This is a genomic window from Enterobacter cloacae complex sp. S3, from assembly GCF_014930495.1.
Lineage (GTDB): Bacteria > Pseudomonadota > Gammaproteobacteria > Enterobacterales > Enterobacteriaceae > Enterobacter > Enterobacter asburiae_B.
In genome coordinates this window covers 90,050-109,513 of sequence record NZ_JADBRD010000016.1, presented here as the reverse complement: position 1 = coordinate 109,513, position 19,464 = coordinate 90,050, and the positions used below count along the sequence as shown (strand labels likewise).

The window sequence follows — 19,464 nt, the reverse complement described above, 5'->3', positions numbered from 1 at the left end:
ATGAAGTGTAACCGCCATTCCCGTACATCCCAAAATTTTTTGCCTGCTAATCAGTCTAATTAACCCGTTATTTTTAACTTTTCAGATGACAACACGCTTTCATTTATATGACCACTGAATGAAAAACGTGCATTTGTCTTATAACGACAGTGGAAATTTTTGGATGAGTTATTGATATGTCATTGAAAGTAGATTTTCTGGGCATGCAAGTTTTGCAAATGCCATCTACGCTTTAATTTAAGAAGAGTTTTCCTGAACACCCTGCGGTTCTTAGCGTCTGACCTGGCACACAGGTTGCTGCTCTGGCAGTGAGGTGCGAGAGATTCTCTTCCGGGAGCCTCCACTACTCATACGAACGGCTCTTATCCTGTGCTAAAAAACGAAAGGACGGCATGCCATGAATATATTCGATCACTATCGCCAGCGCTATGAAGCTGCCAAGGACGAAGAGTTCACACTGCAGGAGTTTCTTACCATCTGTCGGCAAGATCGCAGTGCCTATGCCAATGCGGCAGAACGGCTATTGATGGCTATTGGTGAGCCAAACATGGTTGACACTGCCCTGGAGCCTCGGCTTTCCCGTCTCTTTTCGAATCGGGTGGTCGCCCGATACCCGGCGTTTGAAGAGTTCTATGGTATGGAAGATGCCATTGAACAGATTGTCTCCTATCTGAAGCATGCCGCTCAGGGTCTGGAAGAGAAGAAACAGATCCTCTATTTACTCGGCCCGGTGGGTGGCGGTAAATCCTCGCTGGCTGAACGCCTGAAGTCGCTGATGCAGCGCGTTCCTATTTATGTGCTGAGCGCCAACGGTGAACGCAGCCCGGTGAACGACCATCCGCTGTGCCTGTTCAATCCGCAGGAAGACGCGCAGATTCTGGATAAAGAGTATGGCATCCCGCGTCGCTACCTCGGCACCATCATGTCGCCGTGGGCGGCAAAACGCCTGCACGAGTTTGGTGGCGACATCACCAAATTCCGCGTGGTGAAGGTCTGGCCGTCTATCCTTGAGCAGATCGCCATCGCCAAAACAGAACCCGGTGATGAGAACAACCAGGATATCTCGGCGCTGGTAGGTAAAGTCGATATCCGTAAGCTGGAAAACTTCGCGCAAAACGATCCGGATGCCTACGGTTACTCAGGCGCGCTGTGCCGTGCGAACCAGGGGATTATGGAATTCGTCGAGATGTTTAAAGCACCGATTAAAGTGCTGCATCCTCTGCTGACGGCTACCCAGGAAGGCAACTACAACGGGACGGAAGGTATCTCCGCCCTGCCGTTCAACGGGATTATTCTCGCCCACTCGAACGAATCTGAATGGGTGACCTTCCGTAATAACAAAAACAATGAGGCCTTCCTTGACCGCGTGTACATCGTCAAGGTGCCTTATTGCCTGCGGATCTCCGAAGAGATCAAAATTTACGAGAAACTGCTTAACCACAGCGAGCTGGTGCACGCTCCCTGCGCGCCCGGCACGCTGGAAACGCTGTCGCGCTTCTCCATCCTTTCGCGTCTGAAAGAGCCGGAAAACTCCAGCATCTATTCGAAAATGCGCGTCTATGACGGTGAAAGCCTGAAAGATACCGACCCGAAAGCGAAGTCGTATCAGGAATACCGCGACTATGCCGGGGTTGATGAGGGGATGAACGGTCTGTCCACGCGTTTCGCGTTTAAGATCCTCTCCCGCGTCTTTAACTTCGACCATGCGGAAGTGGCGGCCAACCCGGTTCATCTGTTCTACGTGCTGGAGCAGCAAATCGAACGCGAGCAGTTCCCGCAGGAGCAGGCTGAACGCTACCTTGAGTTCCTCAAAGGTTACCTGATCCCGAAATACGCCGAGTTCATTGGCAAAGAGATCCAGACGGCCTACCTGGAATCCTATTCAGAATACGGGCAGAACATTTTCGACCGTTATGTCACCTATGCTGACTTCTGGATCCAGGATCAGGAGTACCGGGACCCGGATACCGGCCAGCTGTTTGACCGTGAATCCCTGAACGCGGAGCTGGAAAAAATCGAGAAGCCTGCCGGGATCAGCAACCCGAAAGACTTCCGTAACGAGATTGTGAACTTCGTCCTGCGCGCCAGAGCGCATAACAACGGGCGCAATCCGAACTGGACCAGCTACGAGAAACTGCGCACGGTCATTGAGAAGAAAATGTTCTCCAATACCGAAGAGCTGCTGCCGGTGATCTCGTTTAACGCCAAAACCTCAACCGATGAGCAGAAAAAACACGACGACTTTGTCGACCGTATGATGGAAAAAGGCTACACCCGCAAGCAGGTCCGTCTGCTCTGCGAATGGTATCTGCGCGTGCGTAAATCGTCTTAAAAACAAGTGCCCGGTGGCGGTTAGCGCTGACCGGGCCTACAAAATGCAAGTTGGCAAATGCAGTACGGGGGGTATATGACCTGGTTTATTGACCGGCGTCTTAACGGCAAAAACAAGAGCACGGTGAACCGCCAGCGCTTCTTGCGTCGTTATAAAGCGCAAATTAAACAGTCTATCTCCGAGGCCATCAACAAACGCTCGGTGACCGACGTCGACAGCGGCGAGTCTGTCTCCATCCCCACCGATGACATCAGCGAACCGATGTTTCATCAGGGGCGAGGCGGCCTGCGCCATCGCGTACACCCAGGTAATGACCACTTCGTTCAGAACGACAGAATTGAGCGTCCTCAGGGCGGCGGCGGTGGTTCAGGAAGCGGTCAGGGACAGGCCAGCCAGGACGGTGAAGGTCAGGACGAATTTGTCTTCCAGATTTCGAAAGACGAATATCTCGACCTGCTGTTTGAAGACCTGGCGCTGCCGAATCTGAAAAAGAATCAGCATCGTCAGCTTAATGAATACAAAACCCATCGCGCGGGCTATACCGCCAACGGCGTGCCCGCCAATATCAGCGTCGTGCGTTCGTTGCAGAATTCGCTGGCGCGACGAACGGCCATGACGGCGGGCAAACGGCGCGAACTGCGCGAGCTGGAGAGCAGCCTGAAGGTCGTGGAAAACACGGAACCGGCGCAACTGCTGGAAGAGGAGCGTCTGCGTAAAGAGATTGCGGAACTAAGAGCGAAGATCGAACGGGTACCGTTTATAGACACCTTCGACCTGCGCTACAAGAATTACGAAAAACGCCCTGAGCCCTCCAGCCAGGCGGTAATGTTCTGTCTGATGGACGTTTCCGGCTCGATGGACCAGGCCACGAAGGATATGGCGAAGCGTTTTTATATTCTGCTCTACCTGTTCCTGAGCAGAACCTATAAGAACGTGGAGGTGGTTTATATTCGTCACCACACTCAGGCGAAAGAGGTGGATGAACATGAGTTCTTCTACTCGCAGGAGACCGGCGGGACCATCGTATCAAGCGCCCTGAAGCTGATGGATGAAGTGGTGAAAGAGCGTTACGACCCGGCGCAGTGGAACATTTATGCCGCGCAGGCGTCCGATGGCGACAACTGGGCCGATGACTCACCGCTGTGTCACGAGATTCTGGCGAAGAAAATTCTGCCGGTGGTGCGTTACTACAGCTATATCGAAATTACCCGTCGCGCGCACCAGACCCTGTGGCGGGAGTATGAACATCTGCAAGCAATGTTCGATAATTTTGCCATGCAGCATATCCGTGACCAGGATGATATTTATCCGGTGTTCAGGGAGCTGTTCCACAAGCAATCTGCTACCAGCAACGCATAATCCAACAGCCAGCGAACCCGCTGGCTGTTTTCTTTCGACCTCGTTCATCCCGTGCTAATGTAGAACCCTGCAAAATGGATTATCACCGGGAAATCGTTATGACTGACGACGTTATTGGGGCAGGAACCCACCAGCAGCTGATTACCTTACTCACCGAACAGGGCGCGCGGTTTCGCGTTATGGAGCATGCGGCGGTCGGGAAATGTGAAGCGGTAAGTGAAATTCGCGGAACCGATCTGCGGCAAGGCGCCAAAGCCCTGGTCTGCAAGGTGAAGGGCAACGGCGTAAAAAAACACGTTCTGGCGATCCTCGCCGCCGATCTGCAGGCCGACCTGGGCCAGCTTGCCAGCCATTTTGGCGGGCTGAAGGCCTCCCTCGCCAGCCCGGCCGAGGTCGATACCCTGACCGCCTGCGTTTTCGGCGCTATCCCGCCCTTTAGCTTCCATCCTGATTTGGCACTGGTTGCCGACCCGCTGCTGTTCGAGCGCTTTGACGAAATCGCCTTTAACGCCGGCCTGCTGGAGAAATCCGTGATTATGGATACCCAGGATTACCTGCGCATCGCCCGTCCTGAGCTGGTGACCTTCCACAAAGCGTAACCGCGATGGCTGACGCCCCTGTCAGCCTTTTCTTTCCAGAAACAGCACGGAGGCGACGAGAATAATGGCAATAGCGAAAAACGATGAGGAGATAATCAGCGTTTCAACAAACATGTGATCGTTCATGATGGCGACCCCTTTTGCGATATCTGCCTTCGTTTTAATCCGCGTAAATGACAAGGTTATGACAGCAATAAAATCTTTTTAAAACTGTCCTCCGCCGCGTTTGCGCGTAAAGTAAGCAAGTTGATTATTTTGGCAAGGATTCCCTATGTTTGACACTACTCTGCTCATTCTTCTGGCACTCGCCGCGCTCGGCTTTGTCAGCCATAACACCACGGTCGCCATCTCGATTCTGGTGCTGATTATTGTTCGCGTGACCCCGTTAAATACCTTCTTCCCGTGGATAGAAAAACAAGGCCTTACCATCGGGATCATTATTTTAACCATCGGGGTAATGGCGCCTATCGCCAGCGGCACGCTTCCCGCTTCAACCCTGCTGCACTCGTTTGTAAACTGGAAATCGCTGGTGGCGATCGCGGTGGGGATTTTTGTTTCGTGGCTGGGCGGGCGCGGCGTTACGCTGATGAGCAGCCAGCCCTCTCTGGTGGCGGGCCTGCTGGTGGGCACCGTGCTTGGCGTGGCGCTCTTTCGCGGCGTTCCGGTGGGGCCGCTGATTGCGGCAGGCCTTGTCTCTCTGTTTATTGGGAAGTCGTAGTCAGGCTGGCCATATAACGCGCCGGCGTCTGGCCCAGTCCCTTTCTGAACATGGTGATAAACGCGGTGGTAGAGTCATAGCCGAGTGTCTGTGCCACCTGCTGTACCGATTTCCCACCGATCAAATGCTGTAACGCCACGATCAGCTGCAGCTGGTGACGCCAGCGGCGAAAGCTTAAGCCGGTCTCTTTCACCACCAGCCGCGCCAGGTTGCGTTCGCTCATGGCAAAGTGGCTCGCCCACTGCGTCAGCGTCTGCCAGGCGGCGGGCTCTTCCGCCATTTTCTCGCTCATCAGCCGAATTTTAGGATGGGGCGAGACGGGCAGCTGCAGATGCTCCTGACGCTGGAGCGGCAGCTCGTCAAACAGAACGTCTACCAGGCGCGACGTGGCCGCAAGAGAGAGTTGTTCACGCGATTTTTCCGCCAGGGATAAAATCAGCTCCCGCACCAGAGGGGAGATTTTCAGGGTGCAGCAGCGGTCGGGCAAGCTTGCCGCCCCCGGTTCAATGAACAAAAAGCAGAGCTGCGCGCCCGGGGTGGCCCTGTTGCTGTGCGGCATCTGGCCGGGGATCCAGACGGCGTACTGGGGCGGAACCATCAGCATGGCATTTTCCACTTCGCAGGTGATCGCGCCGCCGAGGGCCAGAATCAGCTGCCCCTTACGGTGATGATGCCGGGGAATATACTGTTCCTCAGCCACCACGCGGATGCGAAATGCGACGGCCGCGTCGTGCTGGCTATCGGGATCATAGCCGTCCAGTCCCAGACCAATCATCAGTTTGTCCGATTTTAGCGATAAACTGTCATTTTAGCCTGATTTCAACCGCCGGGAAAATCGGTATTGTGTGCGCTCGCTTGAACGTATGAGAACATAATGACTACTGCTATTCGCACCTCAGGAAAACACGGCGCGCTGTTGATTGCAGGCATCCTGATGATTGCCACTACGCTTCGCGTCACCTTTACCGGCGCAGCTCCGCTGCTCGACACTATTCGTCTTGATTATGGCTTAAGCACGGCGCAAACCGGTCTGCTGACTACCCTGCCCCTGCTGGCTTTCGCCCTTGTCTCGCCGCTCGCCGCAGGCGTTGCCCGACGTATCGGCATGGAGCGCAGCCTGTTTGTCGCCCTGCTGCTGATTTGCGCCGGAATTGCACTTCGCTCGCTGCCTTCCGCCGCGCTGCTTTTCATCGGAACCGCGGTCATCGGCTGCGGAATTGCGCTCGGGAACGTGCTGTTACCCGGATTAATTAAGCGTGACTTCCCGGGCCTGGTAGCCCGACTCACCGGGGCCTATTCTCTGACGATGGGCGTCTCGGCGGCGTTTGGCTCAGCGATGATTGTTCCCCTGGCGCAGGGTAGCGCGGGCTGGCATGGCGCGCTGCTGATGCTGATGGCGTTTCCGCTGGTCGCGCTGCTGCTCTGGCTGCCGCAGTGGCGCCAGAAACACGTTGCGACGGTAACGGGCGCTGGCGCGCTGCATAATCGCGCCATCTGGCGTTCGGCCCTCGCCTGGCAGGTGACGCTCTTTTTGGGGATTAACTCGCTGATTTACTACGTCATCATCGGCTGGCTGCCGGCGATATTGCTCAGCCACGGCTACAGCGAAGCGCAGGCCGGCTCGGTGCACGGGCTGTTGCAGCTGGCCACGGCCGTGCCGGGGCTTGCCGTTCCGCTGGTTCTTCACCGTCTGAAAGATCAGCGGGGGATCGCCGGCGCGGTGGCGCTGATGTGCGCGGTAAGCGCGGCAGGGCTATGGTTTATGCCTGACATGGCGGTGATGTGGACGCTGGTGTTTGGCTTTGGCTCCGGAGCAACGATGACCCTCGGCCTGACGTTCATCGGTCTGCGCGCCAGCTCCGCGCACCAGGCTGCGGCGCTGTCCGGCATGGCGCAGTCGATTGGCTATCTGCTCGCCGCCTGCGGCCCTCCGCTGATGGGGAAAATTCACGATAGCGCGGGAAATTGGCAAATCCCGCTTCTGGGCTGCGCTCTGGCCGCCGTGATAATGGCGCTCTGCGGCGTGCTTGCCGGGCGAGACCGCGAGATCGCGCCCCGTTAAAGACTCTGGCAGACCATCGGGTCTGCCTTTTCCTACCCGCGAGCCGCGCGCAGCATCGCCTGCACCAGCACGACCGGACGGCCTTCCAGCGCGGCACGCTCATGCTGGAATAAGGTGATCACGAAGAACGGGTGCGTAACCAGTTCTGCGGCGCGAATTTCCCCCTGTTCGTCCCAGCCCGTAACGTGCATGTCACCGCTTTCCAGCGCCTGTGCAAACGCCGGCGACACGCCATAGTTACAGTGATAACCCTCTTCTATTTCCGGCTTGCCGTACGCTTTCGCGATCAGCGTATTTTTGCGCAGCTCAATGGCATCGGTTTTTTCCACCAGCGAGCAGGTCAGCGGCGCAATCACCATGGTGCCTTCGGTATCCGTCTCGGCATGTGCCGCATCGGCCCAGCCCAACACATTACGGGCATACTCAATCAGCGCGTGCTGGAATCCACCGCAGGTGCCCAGGAACGGTACGCCGTTTTCACGCGCGTAGCGCGCGGCGATAAAGGCCGCCTCGGTGTTTTTATAGGGGCTGGCAGGCACCAGCCAGATGGCATCGTAGCCCACCAGATCTTCAGGGCTCGTCAGCTCCGTGGTGGCAAGCCAGTCGTAATCGGCGGTGAGGTCAAGGACTGCGGCGGCGTCGTCAATCGCCAGCGGGATCGCCTGATGCGCAATAACACTGGGATTGTAATCGCCAACCAGCGCAATGCGCAGCGTCGTTTTAACCGGGAGGTGTTCCATGAAAGGTTCCTTATGCCAGAGTATTATCAGATAACATAAGGAACCTCAGACTACCGATCTTCTGCAATTATCACAATACCTTAAATTGGGAGGGTGGAATTATGATTCAATGCAAACGCGTATACGAGCAGGCTGGTCCGGACGACGGCTATCGGGTGCTGGTAGACAAGCTGTGGCCGCGCGGGGTTAAAAAAACGGACCTCGTCTATGATGAATGGTGCAAAGTGCTCACGCCCTCGAATGAATTACGCAAGGCCTTTCATAGCGAAACCATTGATTTCGCCGCCTTCAGCAAAGCCTATCGGGAAGAGCTGGCGCAGCATGCTGACGAGGGAATGCGTCTGGCGACGCTGGCGAACAGGCAGACCGTCACCCTGCTCTTTGCTGCCAAAGACACGAAGCAAAATCACGCCCTGGTATTAGCCGACTGGCTGCGCCATCTCTGATCAGCCGATCGCCAGCTCGTCATGCATTTGCGGCGCTTCATCGGGGGTGAGCGGCATCAGATGTTCGGCGCGGACAAAGGCAAAGCCGTGCTGATTGTCAAAGGCGTAAACATCACCTGTCACCAGCCAAAGCGCGCGATCGGCGGTAGAGGGTAATTGCGTCATCACGCCGTTGACCGGGTTAACGAAACGCAGGCCGGGCTGACACAGGCCAAACAGCTCAACAGATTTACCAATATTGCGACGGCCTGACGCCGTGCGGGCACCGATGATCATCGCCATGCTGCCCGGTTTAAGCTGAAACATACTTCTCTCACGGTAACGATAGCCAGGGACTGGCTAAGAATAATCCTAAAGAGAAGTGTATCGCAGGCAATATAGGTCTGTCACCTGGTGGGTTGCGGACGATCGCGACGGTAGAGCGTCCATTCATCAATCACTTCGCCCCCCGGTAGTTTGCACTCCGTGCGTACGCCCTGCGGGCTTTGAACCGGGATCTGTTCCCCACCTTTCTCCAGGCAGTACACGGAGGCCGGGTTCGCCATACCGATAGCGTGCGGTGGTTTCGGGGCATCGGGTGGGGTTGTTTTCGCGGTGCAGGCAGCCAGGGGAAGCGCCAGCGCCAGAAGCAGAAATCTCATCTCATTGATCCTTGTGACATCATGACAATCTAAGGTTAACGGGTCATCGCCCCTTTCTCCATGATTTCTCCATTTTAACTGCACTTTTCAACACTATAGTGTGGCATGTTCTCGATATGACCAGAGAACATCATTCCGTAATCAAGATGTCTTTGCCCCGGTCTCAACAACGGGGCCTTTTTTTCTCTGCTGCTGCCCTCTCCCTGCATATATTAAATTTTTTATATTCATGTTTTACTATGCCTGAAGTCTAAAAATTCAGCATAACATGCAGATGCAGACGTCTTCTGCCTGGGAGTCATTCTACGTCATGTCGGATATTATCCTTGCCCGTGTTTCAGAAACCCTCGCCACTGAACAATCCCTTGAAGGTCTCGTTCGCCAGCTGCTGGAGATGCTGGAGATTGTGACTGACATGGAGTCGACTTACCTCACCAAGGTAGATATCGAAGCCCGACTGCAGCATATCCTCTACGCCCGCAACAGCAAGCAGATGACAATTCCTGAGGGGCTGAGCGTCCCATGGGATGAAACACTGTGCAAGCGCGCGCTGGATAGCGACACCGTATTCAGCAACGACGTTCCCGAACGCTGGCCGGAATGCGAGGCGGCGAAAGCGCTCGGCATTACGACCTACATGAGTATTCCTGTCCATCTTGCGGATGGTTCACTCTACGGAACGCTTTGTGCCACCAGCACGGCCAGAAAGCCGCTTAGCGAGCGCGGTGAACAGGTCCTGAAGTTATTCGCCGGTCTGATTGCCCAGTCCATTCAGAAAGAGTCGCTGGTAACCCAGCTTCGCGAAGCCAACGCGGCCCTCATCGCGCACTCTTACACGGATGCCCTTACCGGTTTACCCAACCGTCGCGCCATTTTTGAAGATCTGACCACGCTGTTTTCCCTGGCGCGTCACCTTAAACGTAACACCGTCATCGCGTTCATCGATCTGGATGATTTCAAGCTGATTAACGATCGCTACGGCCACGAGGCTGGCGACCAGTTCCTGATTGAAGTGGGCAAGCGTCTGACGGAAGAAAAACAGCAGGACGATATCATTGGCAGGCTGGGCGGCGATGAGTTTCTGGTGGCGTCGTTGAGCACATCCCACAGCGAAGGAGATAACGCGCAGGTCACGCTGCTCAAAACGCGCCTCAGCGCCTGTATTGCCGGTGAATACTGGCTGGGTAGCGTCAACCTCATTTACCCCGGAGCCAGCGTCGGCGTTATCGAAGTGGACCCTCGGGTAACCGATCCGGACGGCGCATTACGCGATGCGGATGTCGCGATGTATCAGGATAAGAAAGGAAAAAGCAAAACACGCTTTCTCACTATGGATTAACCCCGTACACTCTACGGCGTTACAAAAACCGAAACAGGTGATGATATGAGAATAGGGATCCTCTTCCCGGTCGTTATTTTTATAACGGCGGTGATTTTTTTAGCATGGTTTTTTGTCGGTGGTTACGCGGCGCCTGGGGCATAAATGAGAAAAACGACCCTCGTTATGCTGATCGTTGCCATCGCGGCGTTTGCCGGCACGCAGCTTGGCTGGTGGTAAACGCCACTACGTAAAAAGGCCGCCATCTGGCAGCCTTTTTTCACGCTTGTAAGCCTTAGCTTTTGATTTTTCTGTAGATAAACAGAACAACCAGCGCACCGATGACCGCGACGGCAAAGCTGCCGAAGTTAAAGCCATCGACTTTGCCAAAACCGAACAGCGTACTGATCCAGCCGCCGACTACCGCGCCGATAATACCCAGTATTACGGTGACGATAAACCCACCGCCATCTTTGCCCGGCATGATCCACTTCGCCAGAATACCCGCAATAAGCCCAAAGATAATCCAGGATAAAATTCCCATAACTTTCCTCTCTGTATGGTTTTTGTCATTAAATCAACGACACAAAAAAGAATAGCACAGGATTTCAGAAAGGAAATTTGTGATAAGCATCACAATGAGAGAGTGCGCAATTATTCATCAACAAAAGGGTTCAGCCGCATAAACTGTGGGGTTGCATCTTTTGTTGAGAAAGATTATCTTTCTCAACACTGAATAGCTGAGCGTAACACTCAGGTATTCAGTACGACATTGCTCACATTGCTTCCAGTATTTCTTGCCCACTCCTGAGTGGGCTTTTTTTCTGTTCATACCCCAACAAACGCGTACCGGTTACGTCCTGCGCGTTTTGCCTGGTAGAGCGCCTGGTCAGCGGCAATAATGATATTCTGCTGGCTGCCCGCGATGTCGACCGCACGCGCGGTGGAAATCCCGACGCTTACCGTCACCCGTCCGAAGGGGCTAAAATCATGCGTGATTTGCAGGGAGAACACGTTGCGAATAATCGTCTGCGCCAGTCGAAGCGCCTCCTGAATATCCGTATCAGGCAATATCAGCGCAAACTCCTCTCCGCCGTAGCGCGCCACAATCTGATTATCACGGGTAAGGCTCTCCCTGAGACTGTTTCCCAGCAGCGTCAGACACCGGTCCCCTTCCGGATGGCCGTAGTTATCGTTGTATTTTTTGAAGTAGTCCACGTCCACAATCAGTATCGAAATTGCTGCGTCATGCGCGGCACAAGTCGCGATTTCCGAGAGGATTCTTTCATCAAAAATGCGACGGTTATACAGCCCGGTCAACGCATCCTCGGAAGCGATAATCTTCAGCGCCTTATTATCTCTGGTTTTTCTGGATAAGTCGGAATACAGGAAGTATGACGCGACGATAAGTATCGCAGTGAAAACGAAAATGAGCAGCGCCAGCTGAATGGCCTGCTTGCGCCACGGTGCGAGGGCTTCATCAATGCTGACGGCCACGGTGGTCACCAGCCCGTAGCGTCGGTTTTTCTCATAGGCGTAAATGCGTTCGATTTTATCAAACCGCGAAACGGAACTGGCTATCCCGGTATTTTGTACCTTTAGGTATTTCCTGAAGAGGGGTGAATCAGAAAAAATCGTGCCGACGTAGGTATTTTTAAAGGGGTGACGGACCAGCAGCACGCCGGATTGTGTCGTTAAGCCAATGACGCCCAGGTGACCAATATTAATCTGCCCGTAAAGCGCGAGAAAATTCTCGATACCCAGCGTCACCACCACGACACCGTTAAATGCCCCGGTGTGGGTTTCAAGGCGACGACTAATGGTAATGACCCATTTGCCATTGGTTCTGCTTACCACGGGCTCACCAATAAAAATCTGCTGATTTTTATTTTCCTTGTGATAGATAAAAAATGACCTGTCCGATCCTTTGCGTGGGCCTGTAAAAGTTTCGTGCAACGCGGTAAAGATATCGCCCTGAGCGTCGTAAACAACCACATTATTAATCTGGGTAAGAAGATTATCCTGATTATTTATCATCCGCTGAATATTGGTCGCCTGTTGCGGCGTCATGCCATAAATTTCGATTATGTCGGAAACGGTAGTAATTAACATTTCGCTTTGGCGCATGATCCCCTCGGTGTAGACATCAAGGGTATGGCTCAGGTTAGCAACGCTGGTATTAATTTGCTGAATTGACTGCTGTCTGGACGTGGCAATTTGGACGGCAAGCGACAGCGAGATGATCAATGAGACAATGATGACGGTAATGGTTGTTGTGTAAAAAGTATTTTTCACATGCACGAGCTTTTCCACCTTATCACGCCTGACATCCCTGGCTGACAACTCTTGTCACTGTAACAAAGCTGGGGATAAGAGGAAAATGAATTGCACTTAAGCATACAACAGAAGCTCGTCTTTATTTCGTTTTACAAACTAACGGTCTCCCGGGGTTTAGATAAAATGACTTTAATAAAATCGATATAGGAGACGGGTTTACCAAAATAATATCCCTGTAACAGGGTTATCTCATTACGGTTGAGATACTCCAGTTGCTCTTTTGTTTCTACACCTTCAGCGACAATGCGCAAAGAGAGTTTTTTCGCCAGGTCAATGACGCAGTCCAGCAGGATCGTTGAGTCCTTTTCCTCTGAAACCCGGTTCACAAAGCTTTTATCAATTTTAATATAATCAATGGCAAGCGCATTAAGGCATGACAGCCCGGAATAACCCGTACCAAAATCATCCAGGGCAATAACAAAGCCGGCGTTATGCAGCATGTTAAGGTTCTCCACGAGGTGAGGATTATCGACCAGCGGTTCACGCTCGGTCACCTCGAGAACCAGTTTGACCTCTTTACCCTGAAACCCCTTCCCGAAAACGCGACAGTCACCGATAAATGAAGGCGCATTAATATGCCTGGCGCTGATGTTCACCCCAATATGAAACCCGTCCGGTAGCTTAGGCAAAAGCGGCTTAAGCTGGGTCACCACTTTCGCCATCAATCCTTTGGTCAGCGGAATAATCAACCCGCTACGTTCAGCAATCGGAATAAAGACATCCGGCGGGATAAAGCCTGACTTTGGATGCTTCCATCTTGCCAGGACCTCAACGCCGTACAGCCCGCCGGTATCGCCGTTCACGATCGGCTGGTAATAAGGCTCGATCTCCCCCTGCAAAATCGCTTTACGCAAATCGTCTTCAAATGAGGTACTTTTCCCCTTGTATCGGCGGATCAAAATACCCACCGCCACCGATAGCGCGAGAATAAGCAGTATCAGGCTCCATCCCTGTTGCAAAAGCCGCGTCAGGCTGAAAAAGGCAGGAGGTTGCCAGGCAAGGCTAAAGGGAAATTGCGTTGATGCCTTAAGCGACCCCGTCCAGGAGGCCGCTTTCCAGCCCCTCACATCGCCGTTGCGAACAAGCATGCTTTCGCCGACAACCAGCCCCAGATCCACGCTGTTCGATGCGCTTGCAATGACGTCCTGCAAATGCGCGTCACTGATGCTGACGATGACGCGCCCTCCCGCGATGGGCATCTGGAAGATAAGCACCGGAATGCCGTTCACCAGTCGATTGCCGGGTAACAGCATCAATTTTTCGGCAGGTAACGTCTCAGGATGAATAATCAACACGCCATTCCCGGGAAGGGAAGTACAGATGATTTTCCCCTGCAGCTCGATCATGATGGCGCGCAGATGCGGTTTTAGCGCTGCCTCTGTCCCCAGCGCCAGCTGTCCGCTACTGGTACACCCTTGAGCCGCAACGCGCTTTGCCGTGCTGGCCGCACTGACGGCTTCAGCCAGAATCTTTTCTATTTTTTGGGTGCTGGCCGTGGCGGTATGACTATTACTCAGCTTCGCCATCTGCCATAGCTGCCAGTTAATAATCAAAATGCCGCTCAGAAAAAGAAACAGAGCGCTAAGAATAGGGATCATCACGTTGCGCACGATGTTTTCCTTAATAGAAAAAACAAGTATGGATGTTCTGGTAGAAGAGCCTGTGCTAACCCGGTATTGCTTATAACAATGAAAATAGCTTAGCTGAGAATTGTCTTAAAAAACTGATACTTTCGTATGAGTTCACCTGCCGGCATTTACTCACATGACGTGACTATCAGGCTTGTTCCCTGCCCTGGCTGTGTTAAGATTTGTGAAATCAGGGAGCGGACTGGATAACTGGAAAATGAAAAAGCTCATTGCCGTTGCTATTGTTTCATCGCTTCTGGTCTTCCTGTCTCTTTATGCGGTCAATGCTGTAATCATTGGTCAGCAGAAGAGCAAACAGCGTGAAATATCCCGTACCCTTTTACATTATTCAGAAGACGTGTCCCAAAGCGTGGCGCTGGGTCTCAAAAGCATCACGACGCAGGGATGCGATAAAACCAGCCTCGATCGCTACAGACAAATTAAGCTTAATAATCTTTATTTTGCCGATATCGGCTTTATTGAGAAGGGAAAAATAGTCTGTACCGCTTTTTGGGGGAAACTCGCGACGCCCGTTGCACTTCCTGCAGAACTGCATAAAACGCCGAGGGGCTTTCTCCTGGCCCAGTTTTCGAGAAAAGACTTTTTCACGGGCAATGCGGCAATTTATAATAATATTATTATCTTCACCTCCCGCTATGCTTACGATAAATTCACCCCGGTTACCGCAAGCTATTCGCTCAGTGCTACCACCAAAGACTTCGGCAGAGTCTTTTTTTCGGCCGCCACGGAGCTAAATCAGCAGAGCTGGCTGCATTCGACGTTGTTTACCCTGACCCTGACACAGTGCAGCGCCTTCTGGGACCTGTGCGTCATCGTGAAGCATCACGACGCCGGGCTCGCCTCGTTGCCTCCGTTTATCTTTGCGCTTCTCGCGGTCATTCTCTGTTTTATCTGGATTGCGATAACGTTATTTATCTTCCGTATCTATGAAGACCGTTTTTCTCTGGAACGTACGCTGATAAAAGCCGTCCTCACGAATACCATCAGTGTTAACTATCAGCCCATTATTCGCATTCACGATCAAAAAATCGTGGGTGTAGAAGTTCTGTCGAGATGGCGTGACCAAAAGCACGGGGACGTCTCTCCGGAGCTGTTTATCCCATTAATTAAGAAGATCGGTCTGTATAAAAAATATTACAGTAACATTATCGAAAAATCCCTTTCCGAAATTGCCCCTCTGGCGATAAAACACCAGCTGATAGTCTCAATAAACGTTGGGCACAAGGAAATTGAAGATGGACAGTTCATTACCATTTTGCGTCGTGCGTGTTTTGCCAATCACCTTCCCCTTTCCCTGATGAAGGTCGAACTTTCTGAGAAAGCCGTTTCCACGGCAGATATCCTCGAGGGATTCTGTCAGGAGCTGAAATCGCTCGGCGTTAAAATATCAATAGATGATTTTGGCGTGCAAAACTCCAATCTCGCCCGCCTGTCGCTGCTTGAATATGATGAAATCAAAATTGATAAGTCGCTGGTGGACGGCATCAGCGAGCATTATAAGCAAAACATCTTTGCAATCTTCTGCGATGCCCTTGCAAGATTGAATAAAACGCTTGTTTTCGAGGGCGTGGAAAATGAAATTCAATATCGCTTTATTGCAAGCAGATATCCCGATGCGCTGATTCAGGGATGGTATTTTTCAAAAGCACTCACCCGGAGCGAGCTGGCGAAGCGACTCACCGGGGTCGCACCGTAACCCGAAGCCTTGCGCGTCCGTTTTTTTCCAGTCGGGCATTTCTATTTTTTACGCAAAAACATATAGTCGTCACATTCAGACGGTAGATTACCCTGAAGCACACTCATATTTTGGTTAAAACGTGAAATTATCCTTACTATTCCCAGTGGTACTCTTTTGTCTGACCGTTATTTTCGCGCTGTTTATCGACGCCCCCGCTTCGCATATTCTGCGGAAAAAATGCATGTGGTCCGATAGCGTGATGCTGAGCTGTATCGCAAAGCATCAGCATAACGGTTTTTGAAGCAGACTATTCATTTCCCCACTGATTGAGGAAGTTCGCAATATCATCAACGCGACCCGCACGGATCCCGGCCTCAGTGGCCATCTCCTGCTGGGCTTCCTCACTAATCTCCTCATTATTCGATAAACGGGTGAGCAGCAGCTGGAAATAATGTGCCAGCGCGTCACGCTCTGACTCAGCGACCTGTTCAGCGGCTTCCGTCGCGTACTCATCGGCAATGTCATAATATTTCAGTGGGATATCGTTGTTCATAACTGTCTCGTCGCTAATTTTTACGGGTAAAGCCATCAGTATATCGGACGCCTAATCTCAACCAAAGCATTGCTTCAGATGAGTAACGCAAGCAGCGCTGCGAGAGCGGGCGCGGCCTGTACATACAAAATTTTTCGGCTGGCGGTGGCTGCGCCAAAGAGTCCGGCGATCAGCACGCAGGTAAGGAAGAAGATGGCCACCTGAATCCCCTTTTCCCCGAGCCAGAGGCTCCAGAGCAGACCGGCCGCCAGAAAACCGTTATACAGCCCCTGATTCGCGGCCAGCACGCGGGTCTCGCGCGCAAAATCAGGACGCAGATTAAAGGCCTTGTGTCCTGTTTTGGTATTCCACAGGAACATTTCCAGCACAAGAATGTAGAGATGAATGAAAGCAACGACAGCGATAAGGACGGTGGCTAACATCGTGTTGTCTCCCGCAGGCAGAGGCAAAAAAAACGGGAACCCTCAGGCCCCCGCTCTTGTTTAACCCAGAATCTGGATTACATGTTCGCGATAATCGCGTCGCCAAACTCTGAGCATTTCAGCAGCTTAGCGCCTTCCATCAGACGTTCGAAGTCATAGGTTACGGTTTTCGCGTTGATCGCGCCTTCCATACCTTTAACAATCAGGTCTGCGGCTTCGAACCATTCCATATGACGCAGCATCATCTCTGCGGACAGGATGATAGAGCCTGGGTTCACTTTGTCCTGACCCGCGTATTTAGGTGCAGTACCGTGGGTTGCTTCGAACAGGGCGCACTCGTCACCGATGTTCGCGCCAGGGGCGATACCGATACCGCCAACCTGTGCTGCCAGGGCGTCAGAGATGTAGTCACCGTTCAGGTTCATACAGGCAATTACGTCGTATTCTGCAGGACGCAGCAGGATCTGCTGCAGGAACGCATCGGCGATCACATCTTTAATGATGATCTCTTTGCCGGTGTTCGGGTTCTTAATCTTCTGCCATGGGCCACCGTCGATCAGCTCACCGCCGAACTCTTCTTTCGCCAACTGGTAGCCCCAGTCTTTGAACGCGCCTTCGGTGAACTTCATGATGTTGCCTTTGTGAACCAGAGTCACAGAGTCACGGTCGTTGGTGATCGCGTATTCGATGGCCGCACGCACGAGACGTTTAGTACCGTCTTCAGAGCATGGCTTGATGCCGATACCGCAATGCTCTGGGAAGCGAATCTTCTTCACGCCCATCTCTTCGCGCAGGAATTTAATCACTTTTTCTGCGTCAGCAGAGTCCGCTTTCCATTCGATACCCGCGTAGATGTCTTCTGAGTTTTCGCGGAAGATAACCATATCGGTCAGTTCAGGGTGCTTAACCGGGCTTGGGGTGCCCTGATAGTAACGAACCGGACGCAGACACACGTACAGGTCCAGCTCCTGACGCAGTGCCACGTTCAGGGAACGGATACCGCCGCCAACTGGCGTCGTCAGTGGGCCTTTAATAGCAACGCGGTAGTCGCGGATCAGGTCCAGCGTTTCTGCTGGCAGCCAGACGTCCTGGCCATAAACTTGAGTAGATTTCTCACCGGTGTAAATTTCCATCCAGGAAATTTTACGCTCGCCTTTGTAGGCTTTCTCAACAGCGGCATCAACCACTTTCAGCATCGCCGGGGTAACGTCTACACCGATACCGTCACCTTCGATGAACGGGATAATCGGATTGTGAGGAACGTTAATCTTGCCGTTTTGCAGGGTGATCTTTTTACCTTCCGCCGGAACAACTACTTTGCTTTCCATTAACCTCTCCTTCGAGCGCTTCTGGTTGTTACTGATCTTATGTTAATAAATTGTAATGAGCCCTTCGATAGTACCTGATTGTCCTGCGCCATGAAAGGTCTTCGTTATTAGGCTATAATGCGGCAATTGATAACGCCTGAAAATACCATGAAGAAAACTTCTTTTACAAAACACCGGGTTGAGCGATTCAGCTCGCGACAAGCCGCCAGAAGACCGCAGGAAACCCAGCCGAAGCGGGTTATTTTGTTCAATAAACCCTACGATGTTTTGCCGCAGTTTACCGATGAAGCCGGGCGCAGCACGCTGAAGGACTACATTCCCGTTCAGGGCGTCTACGCGGCCGGGCGCCTGGACCGCGACAGCGAAGGCCTTCTGGTCTTAACCAACGACGGCGCGTTGCAGGCGAAGCTCACGCAGCCGGGCAAACGCACCGGCAAAATTTACTTCGTCCAGGTGGAAGGCGAGCCGGATGACGCGACGCTGGCAGCACTACGCAGCGGCGTGACGTTGAACGACGGCCCAACCCTGCCCGCAGGTATTGAACGCGTGAATGAGCCGGAGTGGCTGTGGCCGCGCAACCCGCCGATTCGCGAACGCAAATCCATCCCGACAAGCTGGCTCAAAATCACCCTTTATGAAGGCCGCAACCGCCAGGTTCGGCGCATGACCGCACACGTCGGCTTCCCTACCCTGCGTCTGATTCGCTACGCCATGGGCAGCTACACTCTGGAAACGCTGGCAAACGGCGAATGGCGCGACGTCACCCCTTAAGGAGTCACTATGTTTAAACCTCATGTCACGGTTGCCTGCGTGGTCCACGCCAGGGGTAAATTCCTTGTTGTTGAAGAGAGCATTAACGGCAAAGCGCTGTGGAACCAGCCTGCCGGACACCTTGAAGCCAATGAAACCCTGCTGCAGGCAGCAAAACGCGAGCTGTGGGAAGAGACCGGCATTCACGCTGAGCCCCAGCACTTCATCCGTATGCACCAGTGGATCGCGCCGGATCACACCCCGTTTCTGCGCTTTTTATTCGCCGTTGAGCTTAGCGAAACGTGCGCCACAGAGCCGCAGGATGACGATATCGATCGCTGTCTCTGGGTCACCGCCGACGAGATCCTGAACGCGCCAAACCTGCGCTCGCCGCTGGTTGCGGAAAGCATTCGCTGCTGGCAGTCTGCTGGCCGCTTACCGCTGGATGTCATCGGCGCATTTAACTGGCCGTTTACAGAGGGTGTCAATGGTGGGGGGGCGTGATAGAATACGCCGCCTTGAAGTTCAATGT

General features: G+C 53.0%; 22 protein-coding genes. 11 read left to right on the top strand and 11 right to left on the bottom strand.

All coding sequences use genetic code 11. From position 1 onward, the window contains the following. Positions 1 to 397 precede the first annotated feature (397 nt). The 3 genes from yeaG (at position 398) to IM317_RS09135 (ending at position 4,290) form a co-directional block, all read left to right on the top strand. Positions 398 to 2,332, top strand: coding sequence for a protein kinase YeaG (gene yeaG / locus IM317_RS09145; RefSeq protein ID WP_008500713.1), 1,935 nt, complete (start codon positions 398 to 400; stop codon positions 2,330 to 2,332). A gap of 75 nt (positions 2,333 to 2,407) precedes the next feature. Next, positions 2,408 to 3,691 carry a YeaH/YhbH family protein gene (locus tag IM317_RS09140; protein ID WP_032651499.1) on the top strand — a complete coding sequence of 428 codons (1,284 nt, stop codon included), beginning with the start codon at positions 2,408 to 2,410 and terminating at the stop codon, positions 3,689 to 3,691. Positions 3,692 to 3,789: 98 nt separating this feature from the next. Next, on the top strand, positions 3,790 to 4,290 hold the full coding sequence (locus IM317_RS09135; RefSeq protein WP_033145243.1) for a YbaK/prolyl-tRNA synthetase associated domain-containing protein: 501 nt from the start codon (positions 3,790 to 3,792) through the stop codon (positions 4,288 to 4,290). Positions 4,291 to 4,311: 21 nt separating this feature from the next. Here IM317_RS09135 and yoaI read toward each other — a convergent pair whose 3' ends face one another. Continuing rightward, a complete protein-coding gene (yoaI, locus tag IM317_RS09130; RefSeq protein WP_087822389.1) occupies positions 4,312 to 4,416 on the bottom strand; it encodes a small membrane protein YoaI in 105 nt (34 codons plus the stop codon). Between the two features lie 145 nt (positions 4,417 to 4,561). Here yoaI and IM317_RS09125 point away from each other — a divergent pair, with 145 nt between their 5' ends. Beyond that, positions 4,562 to 5,008 (top strand): DUF441 domain-containing protein, encoded by a 447-nt coding sequence (locus IM317_RS09125; RefSeq protein ID WP_033145242.1) that lies wholly within the window; start codon positions 4,562 to 4,564, stop codon positions 5,006 to 5,008. Here IM317_RS09125 and IM317_RS09120 read toward each other — a convergent pair. Then, positions 4,992 to 5,783, bottom strand: a complete 792-nt coding sequence (locus tag IM317_RS09120; protein ID WP_033145241.1) for a helix-turn-helix transcriptional regulator — start codon at positions 5,781 to 5,783, stop codon at positions 4,992 to 4,994. The two genes, IM317_RS09125 and IM317_RS09120, sit on opposite strands and share 17 nt — an antisense overlap. A gap of 99 nt (positions 5,784 to 5,882) precedes the next feature. Between IM317_RS09120 and IM317_RS09115 the strand changes: the two genes are divergently transcribed. Continuing rightward, entirely contained in the window at positions 5,883 to 7,070 is a 1,188-nt protein-coding gene (locus IM317_RS09115; RefSeq protein ID WP_033145240.1) for a CynX/NimT family MFS transporter, read from the top strand. 32 nt (positions 7,071 to 7,102) lie between these two features. On the opposite strand, the gene IM317_RS09110 is transcribed toward IM317_RS09115, so the two are convergent. Further along, entirely contained in the window at positions 7,103 to 7,810 is a 708-nt protein-coding gene (locus tag IM317_RS09110; protein WP_033145239.1) for a CTP synthase, read from the bottom strand. A 101-nt stretch (positions 7,811 to 7,911) separates the two neighbouring features. Between IM317_RS09110 and IM317_RS09105 the strand changes: the two genes are divergently transcribed. Further along, positions 7,912 to 8,256, top strand: coding sequence for a DUF488 domain-containing protein (locus IM317_RS09105; protein ID WP_033145238.1), 345 nt, complete (start codon positions 7,912 to 7,914; stop codon positions 8,254 to 8,256). Here the strand turns inward: IM317_RS09105 and IM317_RS09100 are convergent, their stop codons facing one another. Together IM317_RS09100 and IM317_RS09095 are read right to left on the bottom strand one after the other, a co-directional pair. Continuing rightward, positions 8,257 to 8,562: a periplasmic protein gene (locus IM317_RS09100; protein ID WP_033145237.1), complete on the bottom strand. Its 306-nt coding sequence runs from the start codon at positions 8,560 to 8,562 to the stop codon at positions 8,257 to 8,259. It abuts the gene before it with no gap. Positions 8,563 to 8,642: 80 nt separating this feature from the next. After that, on the bottom strand, positions 8,643 to 8,897 hold the full coding sequence (locus IM317_RS09095) for a DUF333 domain-containing protein (RefSeq protein ID WP_023311246.1): 255 nt from the start codon (positions 8,895 to 8,897) through the stop codon (positions 8,643 to 8,645). Between the two features lie 310 nt (positions 8,898 to 9,207). Between IM317_RS09095 and IM317_RS09090 the strand changes: the two genes are divergently transcribed. Both IM317_RS09090 and IM317_RS09085 read left to right on the top strand, forming a co-directional pair. After that, entirely contained in the window at positions 9,208 to 10,236 is a 1,029-nt protein-coding gene (locus IM317_RS09090) for a sensor domain-containing diguanylate cyclase (RefSeq protein WP_033146523.1), read from the top strand. Between the two features lie 45 nt (positions 10,237 to 10,281). After that, a complete protein-coding gene (locus tag IM317_RS09085) occupies positions 10,282 to 10,380 on the top strand; it encodes a YoaK family small membrane protein (RefSeq protein ID WP_029739841.1) in 99 nt (32 codons plus the stop codon). A 130-nt stretch (positions 10,381 to 10,510) separates the two neighbouring features. Here IM317_RS09085 and IM317_RS09080 read toward each other — a convergent pair whose 3' ends face one another. From IM317_RS09080 to IM317_RS09070, 3 genes are all read right to left on the bottom strand, one after another. After that, positions 10,511 to 10,759: a GlsB/YeaQ/YmgE family stress response membrane protein gene (locus tag IM317_RS09080; RefSeq protein WP_006174788.1), complete on the bottom strand. Its 249-nt coding sequence runs from the start codon at positions 10,757 to 10,759 to the stop codon at positions 10,511 to 10,513. 284 nt (positions 10,760 to 11,043) lie between these two features. Next, positions 11,044 to 12,528: a diguanylate cyclase gene (locus IM317_RS09075; RefSeq protein ID WP_373276177.1), complete on the bottom strand. Its 1,485-nt coding sequence runs from the start codon at positions 12,526 to 12,528 to the stop codon at positions 11,044 to 11,046. 113 nt (positions 12,529 to 12,641) lie between these two features. Next, the gene (locus IM317_RS09070; RefSeq protein ID WP_080277767.1) at positions 12,642 to 14,162 is read right to left on the bottom strand and encodes a cyclic diguanylate phosphodiesterase; all 1,521 of its coding nucleotides are present in this window, start codon (positions 14,160 to 14,162) and stop codon (positions 12,642 to 12,644) included. 235 nt (positions 14,163 to 14,397) lie between these two features. On the opposite strand from IM317_RS09070, the gene IM317_RS09065 reads away from it, so the two are divergent. Continuing rightward, positions 14,398 to 15,897: a cyclic diguanylate phosphodiesterase gene (locus IM317_RS09065; protein ID WP_033145235.1), complete on the top strand. Its 1,500-nt coding sequence runs from the start codon at positions 14,398 to 14,400 to the stop codon at positions 15,895 to 15,897. A 289-nt stretch (positions 15,898 to 16,186) separates the two neighbouring features. Here IM317_RS09065 and IM317_RS09060 read toward each other — a convergent pair whose 3' ends face one another. The 3 genes from IM317_RS09060 to icd form a co-directional block, all read right to left on the bottom strand. After that, complete coding sequence (locus IM317_RS09060) at positions 16,187 to 16,432, bottom strand: DUF2543 family protein (RefSeq protein WP_033145234.1); 246 nt, start codon at positions 16,430 to 16,432, stop codon at positions 16,187 to 16,189. Between the two features lie 74 nt (positions 16,433 to 16,506). Further along, positions 16,507 to 16,854, bottom strand: coding sequence for a DUF1304 domain-containing protein (locus IM317_RS09055; RefSeq protein WP_023311240.1), 348 nt, complete (start codon positions 16,852 to 16,854; stop codon positions 16,507 to 16,509). A 77-nt stretch (positions 16,855 to 16,931) separates the two neighbouring features. Continuing rightward, a complete protein-coding gene (gene icd, locus IM317_RS09050) occupies positions 16,932 to 18,182 on the bottom strand; it encodes an NADP-dependent isocitrate dehydrogenase (protein ID WP_032657958.1) in 1,251 nt (416 codons plus the stop codon). A 117-nt stretch (positions 18,183 to 18,299) separates the two neighbouring features. Here icd and rluE point away from each other — a divergent pair, with 117 nt between their 5' ends. Then, on the top strand, positions 18,300 to 18,953 hold the full coding sequence (rluE, locus tag IM317_RS09045) for a 23S rRNA pseudouridine(2457) synthase RluE (protein ID WP_023311239.1): 654 nt from the start codon (positions 18,300 to 18,302) through the stop codon (positions 18,951 to 18,953). Positions 18,954 to 18,962: 9 nt separating this feature from the next. Beyond that, positions 18,963 to 19,436: an NUDIX hydrolase gene (locus IM317_RS09040; RefSeq protein ID WP_033145233.1), complete on the top strand. Its 474-nt coding sequence runs from the start codon at positions 18,963 to 18,965 to the stop codon at positions 19,434 to 19,436. Positions 19,437 to 19,464: the final 28 nt, after the last annotated feature.

Coding starts and splice junctions, on each gene's coding strand:
- IM317_RS09120 (WP_033145241.1), bottom strand. CDS start 5,783: ATGATTGGTCTGGGACTGGACGGCTATGATCCCGATAGCCAGCACGAC.
- IM317_RS09090 (WP_033146523.1), top strand. CDS start 9,208: ATGTCGGATATTATCCTTGCCCGTGTTTCAGAAACCCTCGCCACTGAA.
- IM317_RS09110 (WP_033145239.1), bottom strand. CDS start 7,810: ATGGAACACCTCCCGGTTAAAACGACGCTGCGCATTGCGCTGGTTGGC.
- IM317_RS09100 (WP_033145237.1), bottom strand. CDS start 8,562: ATGTTTCAGCTTAAACCGGGCAGCATGGCGATGATCATCGGTGCCCGC.
- IM317_RS09135 (WP_033145243.1), top strand. CDS start 3,790: ATGACTGACGACGTTATTGGGGCAGGAACCCACCAGCAGCTGATTACC.
- IM317_RS09060 (WP_033145234.1), bottom strand. CDS start 16,432: ATGAACAACGATATCCCACTGAAATATTATGACATTGCCGATGAGTAC.
- IM317_RS09105 (WP_033145238.1), top strand. CDS start 7,912: ATGATTCAATGCAAACGCGTATACGAGCAGGCTGGTCCGGACGACGGC.
- yeaG (WP_008500713.1), top strand. CDS start 398: ATGAATATATTCGATCACTATCGCCAGCGCTATGAAGCTGCCAAGGAC.
- IM317_RS09085 (WP_029739841.1), top strand. CDS start 10,282: ATGAGAATAGGGATCCTCTTCCCGGTCGTTATTTTTATAACGGCGGTG.
- IM317_RS09095 (WP_023311246.1), bottom strand. CDS start 8,897: ATGAGATTTCTGCTTCTGGCGCTGGCGCTTCCCCTGGCTGCCTGCACC.
- IM317_RS09115 (WP_033145240.1), top strand. CDS start 5,883: ATGACTACTGCTATTCGCACCTCAGGAAAACACGGCGCGCTGTTGATT.
- IM317_RS09140 (WP_032651499.1), top strand. CDS start 2,408: ATGACCTGGTTTATTGACCGGCGTCTTAACGGCAAAAACAAGAGCACG.
- IM317_RS09125 (WP_033145242.1), top strand. CDS start 4,562: ATGTTTGACACTACTCTGCTCATTCTTCTGGCACTCGCCGCGCTCGGC.
- IM317_RS09065 (WP_033145235.1), top strand. CDS start 14,398: ATGAAAAAGCTCATTGCCGTTGCTATTGTTTCATCGCTTCTGGTCTTC.
- IM317_RS09040 (WP_033145233.1), top strand. CDS start 18,963: ATGTTTAAACCTCATGTCACGGTTGCCTGCGTGGTCCACGCCAGGGGT.
- yoaI (WP_087822389.1), bottom strand. CDS start 4,416: ATGAACGATCACATGTTTGTTGAAACGCTGATTATCTCCTCATCGTTT.
- rluE (WP_023311239.1), top strand. CDS start 18,300: ATGCGGCAATTGATAACGCCTGAAAATACCATGAAGAAAACTTCTTTT.
- IM317_RS09055 (WP_023311240.1), bottom strand. CDS start 16,854: ATGTTAGCCACCGTCCTTATCGCTGTCGTTGCTTTCATTCATCTCTAC.
- icd (WP_032657958.1), bottom strand. CDS start 18,182: ATGGAAAGCAAAGTAGTTGTTCCGGCGGAAGGTAAAAAGATCACCCTG.
- IM317_RS09080 (WP_006174788.1), bottom strand. CDS start 10,759: ATGGGAATTTTATCCTGGATTATCTTTGGGCTTATTGCGGGTATTCTG.